Raw genomic sequence first — 7,587 nt, forward strand, 5'->3', positions numbered from 1 at the left:
CACAAATTGACACAATCGGAACTAACCGACTGAGCCGTCCATTTCCATTTTAATCAATCTGTTGAGCTCTACTGCATATTCCATTGGGAGCTCTTTTGTGAATGGTTCGATGAATCCATTTACAATCAAGGTCAGTGCCTCTTCTTCAGTGAATCCTCGTGTCATCAAATAAAAGATCTGCTCATCACCTATTTTTCCTACAGTAGCTTCATGTGTTACTGTGGCATCTTCTTGATTTATCTCCATGTATGGATACGTGTCAGTTTTTGAAATATCGTCAAGTAATAATGCATCACATCTGACTGATGCTTTTACATCTGTTGCACCTTTTGCAACATGTAAGAGGCCTCGGTATGTTGTTCTACCATCACTTTTACTAACAGATTTTGATGTGATTCTAGATGTGGTATTTGGTGCAAGATGAACCATTTTTGCTCCAGTATCTTGATGTTGGTTTTTACCTGCAAAAGCAATAGAGAGTGTTTCACCATGTGCACGAGGTCCCATAAGATAGATACCAGGATATTTCATTGTGAGTTTACTTCCAATGTTTCCATCAATCCATTCTACACGTGCACCCTCGTATGCATATGCTCTCTTTGTAACTAGATTGTATACATCATTGCTCCAATTTTGTATGGTAGTGTATCTCAGCTTGGCTCCTTTGAGTGCAATCAGTTCTACAACTGCAGAGTGTAAAGACTCTGAAGAATAGACAGGAGCAGTACAGCCTTCAATATAATGTACTTCTGCACCTTCATCTGCAATTATCAGTGTTCTTTCAAATTGACCAATATTTTCTTTGTTTATTCTAAAGTAAGCTTGGAGTGGCAAGTCTACTTTGACACCTTTTGGAACGTAGATGAATGAACCTCCACTCCATACTGCGCTATTTAGTGCTGCAAACTTGTTATCCTCAGGAGGAATTACTTTACCAAAATATTTCTTGAAAATTTCAGGCTGTTCTTTTAATGCAGTATCAGTATCCAAGAACAAGACGCCTTGTTTTGCAAGATCTTCACGTAAGCTGTGATATACCACTTCAGATTCGTATTGGGCACCTACACCTGCAAGGAATTTCTTTTCTGCCTCAGGAATTCCAAGTTTGTCAAATGTAGCTTTAACTTCAGATGGTACATTGTCCCAATCCTTTTCGGTTTTTTCAGAAGCTTTGGCATAATAGTAGATATTGTTAAAGTCGATCTGCCCTAGTGATCCTCCCCAATTTGGCATTGGTTTTTTCATAAAGATATCATATGAACGAAGTCTAAAATCAAGCATCCATTGTGGTTCACCTTTCATTTTACTGATTTCTTCTACAACTTCTCTTGAAAGACCCTTTTTGCTTGTATAGACATACATTTCTGTAGAGTCTTTGAAATCATATTTACTGTAATCCATGTTAAGATTTTCAGAAGTCATGTTTGACATAACCCCGTTATGTTATAAAAAAGTTACACCCTTCTTCATACTCGTATAGCGGAGTAGGCCAAGCTAAATCAGTCAAAAAATTAAAAAATCAATTAGGTTCAGCTAAGAAAAGATATTCTAAATTTTTAGAATAAGATTTAGCTCCAAACTTTTTCCTGGAATGTCCATTTCTTGTTTAGCAAAAAGTTTCCTACAGAAGCTACGGCAACTGCCAAGAACAAGGCTATCGAGTAATTCACATGTCGTAGCTCAACAAGACCATATACCATCAACAATTGGAATACTGCTCCTATTCCACTAAATCCTAAGAATAATCCATATTGGATAAGGGTTTTTTTTGGCTCAAATGTTCTATCTTCAAATGTCCAGACTTTATTCAAAATGAAATTGGTACTCATTGAGAAGACAATTCCGATCATTGTTGCATATAGATACCAAAGATTTGACAATACAGCGCCAAATAGAAATGATACAATATAGTTTACAAGAAGTCCAGAGGCTCCCACAGTATAGAAGCGTCCAGCCTTTGAGAGAAAGTGAACTGATGCACGTCTCTCATTTGTCTTGACAGATTTTCCATACCTGTACAACTTCCATACAGATTGCAGATATGCCACACTTACTGCTAGATCCAGTTTGCTTTTTCCGGTGGTGCGATCGATAAAGTTGTAAGGGATCTCTTTTACTTTGGCATCTTTTGCTTTTACGAGGATTTCAAGAAGTACTTTGTATCCTATTGCATCAAACTTTATGTTGTTTACAATGTGTTTTTTGAATGCAAAAAATCCTGACATTGGATCTTTAATTTTTATGCCAAGCCCATGTTGAGCGATTTTAGTTGCACCTTTACTGATCAGTTTTCGTTTAAACGGCCATCCTGAAACAGAACCTCCTTCAACGTATCTGGAGGCTACAACTATATCACAATCAGGATTCTGTAGTTCTTCAACCATTTTTGGTATTGTTTGTGGAGGATGTGACATGTCACTATCCATTACAACAACTGCATCACCTTTTGCATGCTCTATGCCAGTTACAATAGCAGAGCTGAGACCTCGTTTATTTTCACGGCGTACTATATGGATTGGATATTCAGGGTTTTTTGAGTTGGCATATTCTTCTACAGTTTTGCTAGTACCATCAGGAGAATTATCATCAACTACTATTACTTCTGCGTTCATATCTCGTGTAAGGGCAACACGCAAAGAATCAAGGATCTTTACGATGTTTTTTGACTCATTGTAAGTCGGAATTACTATGGAAAGAGACTTGGTTTTAGAACGTATCTCTTTCTGGATTGAATTCATTACTCTATGTCATTTGCGGATCTTACTATTATTAAAATTGCGCACTTTAACAAAAGCAACTTTTTATGGCCTCTACAGCACCTTGCACCGTGTGGACATCAGCAGTCAACGGTTTTACTCCAAATTTTTTAAGCTCATCTGCAGTAAAAGGTCCTATAGCAAGAGAAATTGTCTTCCCAAGATGACTTTGAAGCGTCTTCTCATCCATATCGGATGACATGATATCAAAAAATGCCCTTACTGATGAGGCACTGGTGAAAATTATTCCATCAACTTTGTTTTGTGAAAATAGAGTTTTGAATTCAGTCCAATAAGATAGAGCACTAGATGATTTTACATCATAGAGATAGATTTCTTTTACTTGAAGACCGATCTTTTCTAAGAGCTGTGCAAGAAATGGAGTAGATGCTCCACTTCTTGGAACAATTACTTTTTTTCCATCAGCATTGAGAAAAGTAAAAACTTCACCTACTCCCACTGAAGAAAATCTTTCAGGCATATGTGCTACTCGTATACCTTGGGATTCAAGAGCAGCTTTGGTTTTTGGACCTACTGCTATTACAGTAGTATTTGTAACAGCAAGTCGTAGTTTTTCATATTTGGAAATTTTTTTTGCAGTGTCAAACAAGAGTGTTACAGCTTTTGAGCTCATAAATACAGAATAGTCAGGGTCATCTTTTTTTATCGCATCTAAAAACTCGTCCACCATACCATTTCCTTTACTTACAAGTTCGATAGTAGGCAGCGAGATTGCTTTAGCTTTAGCTTTAGATATTAGAGTTGTAAATTCTGTAGAATCTTCCTTGGATCTAGTTATTGCTATTACTTTGCCTTGAATCAATTATCTCCATCCTATTTTATCAGCAAGTTGTACTACTTTTCCTACCACAATTATAGATGGAGGTCGTATTTTTGCATCATTGATTTTTTTCGAAATATTTACAAGAGTACCCTTGATCATTTTGTGTTCATCAGTAGTACCATTTTGAATGACAGCCACCGGAGTATTTTTGTCTAGTCCACCACTGATTAATTTTTTTGAGATAATATCAATTCTAGACAATCCCATCATTATTACAATGGTGTCAACAGATTTTGCAATTTTTTTCCACTCTACGACTCCTTTTGTTTTCTTGGCATCCTCATGACCAGTCACAAATACTACAGATGAAGCATAATCTCTATGAGTCAACGGGATTCCAGAATATTCGGCAGAGCCAATTCCAGATGTGATTCCTGGAATTATCTCATACTTTACTTTGTGTTTGCGTAAGAATTCTGCTTCTTCACCGCCCCTTCCAAAGATGAATGGATCTCCTCCCTTGAGTCGTACAACATTTTTATTTTTTTGCGCAAATTGTACCATAAGATCATTTGTGGTATCTTGATGTTTGTAGTCATCTCCAACATCTCTTCCAACATACATTTTTTGTGCTTTTTTTGGAATCATTGAAACAATTTTCTTGCTTACTAGTCTATCATAGAGAACGACATCTGCAGATTTTATTGCCTCTACTGCCTTTAGTGTAATGAGTTTAGGGTCACCTGGACCTGCTCCAACAATGAAAACTTTACCAGTCATTTAGCATTCCACTCCTCTACTTTTTCTCTCCAATTCATCGCAATATCAGCAATTCCTTTTTCTTTAAGTTCTGCTGCAACCTCTCTACCAAGGTCATTTGCTTTTCTTGCATCAGAGTCTTTTTCCACCATTATTGACTTGCTCCCATCTACAGAATATACTATTACTTTTAATCGTAGTCGATCATTTTCTTTGTGAGCAAATGCACCCACTGGAAATCTGCATCCAGAGTCCACAAACATGGAAAGAGCCCTTTCTGCCTCAATTGCATTCCTAGTTTCAGGATCTTCGATCTTTTTCAAGAGTTCTATTAGTTGCAGATTATCTCTTCTCGATACGATTCCAAGAGCACCCTGTCCAGGTGAAGGAGGAAATGTATCCATCGGCAACCTTTGGAATTGTACATCTAGATTTAATCTAGAGATTCCGGCCTGTGCCAAGACCACACCGTCAAATTCTCCATTTTTCACCTTTTGTATCCTTGTTTCAATATTTCCACGAATTGGTTTTACTGTGACATCAGGCCTGATTCTTCTGATTTGGACCGCCCGCCTAAGACTGCTTGTTCCAATTATTGCTCCTTTTTTTATGGTTTCAAGCGTATTTGCATCATTTGTTATAAAGACATCATTTGCTTCCTCTCTTTTTGGAATGCATGCTAATACCAAGTCATCTGGAAGCTCTGCAGGTACGTCTTTTAGACTGTGTACTGCAAAATCAACTTTTTTTTCGGCAACTGCCCTGTCAATTTCTTTTTCAAATATTCCTTTTTGATTTATGGTAAAAAGCGGACGTGCGTCAGTATCACCCTGTGTCTTGATAGTGATTATTTGAAATTCTGCATCGGGCAATTTTTTTTTAATTTCAGATACAACCCATCTTGTTTGAGTCAGTGAGAGTTGGCTCCCACGTGTTCCGATTGTATACATCATGATTTTATTGTCCTTAGAGCTTTTTCATATGCAGAGATTGTTTTGTTGAGATCTTCATCAGAGTGGGCATAAGATAAAAATACTGTTTCAAATTGAGATGGTGCAATAAAGACTTCATTTTTCAATAATGTTTCAAATAATTTCTTGAATGTTTTCATGTCTGATTTTTTTGCTGAAGTATAATCAACAACGGGGTTATCAGTGAAAAATATCTGGAACATTGATGAGATTGAATTTATCTGATGCGGGATTTTCATGTCAGATGCTAAATCCCCTATTGCAGAAACTAGTTTTTTGCAATTCTTTTCTAGTTTCGGATATAGTTTTGATCTTAGTGTATTCATGGTTTGAATAGATGATATTCCAGCAGAGACAGATATCGGATTTCCAGCATAAGTGCTTGCCTGATACACGTTACCCTCTGGAGAAAGCATATCAAGTATCTGACTTTTTCCGCCTACGGCAGCAATTGGAAAACCATTTCCTAGAGCCTTTCCAAGCGTGGTAATGTCAGGTTTTATTCCAAAGTATTTTTGTGCGCCTCCTGTTGACATTCTAAATCCTGTAACTACTTCATCAAAGATTAGCAGTGAATCATTTTCGGAAGTGAGTTTTCTGATATTTTGTAGAAAGTCTTTTTCTGGCAAGATAAGGCCCATGTTAGCAAGAACAGGTTCTACAATTACCGCAGCTACATCTTTTTCTTTTTCTAAAACATCCTGTAATTCTTTAATATTGTTATATTGTACAACAAGTGTATTTCGAGATACTTCATCAATACTTCCTTCAGATACTGATATTCCAATATGCGCAGCACCAGATCCTGCTTTTACAAGCACATAATCATGCGCTCCATGGTAGCATCCTTCAAATTTTATTATCTTTTTTTTCTTTGTGAATCCCCTTGCAAGACGTATTGCAGTCATTGTTGCTTCACTTCCTGTGTTTACAAGACGTGTCTTTTCCATAGATGGAAGATTTTTCGATACAAGTTCAGAGAGTTTTATTTCAATTTCAGTGGGTGCACAATATAGTGTACCTTTTTCTATTTGTTTTTTCACATCAGAAATTATTTCTTGGTGTAGATGGCCTAAGAGTAACGCTCCATAAGCATTACAAAAATCTAGATACTTGTTTCCATCAACATCCCACATCATGCTTCCCTTTGCTTTTTTTACAAAGAATGGATATGGTGGATAATATCTAACAGGGCTGTTTATTCCTGACGGAATGATTTTTTTAGCACGCATGAACAGGCTTTTGGAACTTGTCATTTAGATAGAAATTAAGTATAATTGTATTATAAGCTAATGAAAATTACTAGATTTTGTCAAAAATTTAGTGGAGTTTCGACTGGCAATTTACAACTGTATCTTTGGACGGGCTTCCAAGAGTACAAGTATTCTGTCCACTTCCACCTTGGATTATGTTGCTTCCAGTACCTACAGTGACCTGCATATTTCCACTTCCTCCTTTGATTATGTTATCACCATTTCCTGCATAGATGGTATTTGTTCCATTTCCTGCGTAGATGATATTGTTACCATCACCTGCAATTACACAGTCTCCAGATGGACCTTCGTGGATTATGTCATTTCCGCCAAGACCGATTATTAGATTAGGTACTACAGAGCCTGTAAGAGTGTCACTTGAATTTGTACCCATCACCAAATTATATTCAGAAGATGGTTTACCACATGCAAGAATTGTAACAGTTTGATCTAATGTCTGACTGTTTCCAAACTTGTCAGTAGCAGTCCATTGTACTGTTGTTTTTCCAATATGGAACAATCCAGTGGAATTGTTCGTTATCTTGGGCGATGTATCAATTATGCCAGTTCCATTTGCAGTTCCTACAACAAGAGGAGTCTCAAATGCAGTTGCATCAGTAACTATATTCTGTGGAATTACTAACTTGGGTGGTGACTTGTCAACTACTTGTACGATCTGGGTTGCAGTAGCTGTGTTTCCTGCTTCATCTTTTGCAGTCCAAGTTATTGTAGTATTTCCAAATTGAAATAGTGAAGGGGCGTCATTTGTGATAGAAACCAACTGTACACCATCACTTGCAGTTGCATTTCCAATATTCACACTAGTTCCGGTAGAACTTGTGGCATTAACTATGATATTGTGCGGTGCAGTAATCTTTGGTGCAGTGGTGTCAACTACATTAATTATTTGAGTGGCATTTGCTTTGTTACCAGATGCATCGGTTGCTACCCACAATATGGTAGTCTTGCCTAGTGGGAATGTCTTTGATGCGTTGTTAGTGATAGTTACTGGTTGGATGTCAGTAGCTGTAGCATTACCTATTGGTACTGTATTGTCTTTGTGG

The 7,587-nt window shown here is 37.2% G+C and carries 7 protein-coding genes; all 7 read right to left on the minus strand.

Annotation, left to right across the window (positions count from 1 at the left end):
• Nucleotides 1-21 precede the first annotated feature (21 nt).
• Entirely contained in the window at nt 22-1,422 is a 1,401-nt protein-coding gene (sufB, locus tag NSIN_RS09320) for a Fe-S cluster assembly protein SufB (RefSeq protein ID WP_101010965.1), read from the minus strand.
• Between the two features lie 146 nt (nt 1,423-1,568).
• The gene (locus tag NSIN_RS09325; protein ID WP_101010948.1) at nt 1,569-2,738 is read right to left on the minus strand and encodes a glycosyltransferase; all 1,170 of its coding nucleotides are present in this window, start codon (nt 2,736-2,738) and stop codon (nt 1,569-1,571) included.
• Between the two features lie 46 nt (nt 2,739-2,784).
• On the minus strand, nt 2,785-3,579 hold the full coding sequence (locus NSIN_RS09330; protein ID WP_101010949.1) for a uroporphyrinogen-III synthase: 795 nt from the start codon (nt 3,577-3,579) through the stop codon (nt 2,785-2,787).
• Nucleotides 3,580-4,320: a uroporphyrinogen-III C-methyltransferase gene (gene cobA / locus NSIN_RS09335; protein ID WP_101010950.1), complete on the minus strand. Its 741-nt coding sequence runs from the start codon at nt 4,318-4,320 to the stop codon at nt 3,580-3,582.
• A complete protein-coding gene (gene hemC / locus NSIN_RS09340) occupies nt 4,317-5,252 on the minus strand; it encodes a hydroxymethylbilane synthase (protein WP_101010951.1) in 936 nt (311 codons plus the stop codon). Before hemC ends, cobA begins: the two co-directional genes overlap by 4 nt.
• Entirely contained in the window at nt 5,249-6,526 is a 1,278-nt protein-coding gene (gene hemL, locus NSIN_RS09345) for a glutamate-1-semialdehyde 2,1-aminomutase (RefSeq protein WP_101010952.1), read from the minus strand. The genes hemC and hemL overlap by 4 nt, the downstream gene beginning before the upstream one ends.
• Before the next feature lie 64 nt (nt 6,527-6,590).
• Nucleotides 6,591-7,587: HYR domain-containing protein (locus NSIN_RS09350; protein WP_133124141.1), on the minus strand; the 997-nt coding region annotated here is incomplete at its 5' end.

It is taken from the genome of Candidatus Nitrosotalea sinensis, from assembly GCF_900143675.1.
GTDB lineage: Archaea > Thermoproteota > Nitrososphaeria > Nitrososphaerales > Nitrosopumilaceae > Nitrosotalea > Nitrosotalea sinensis.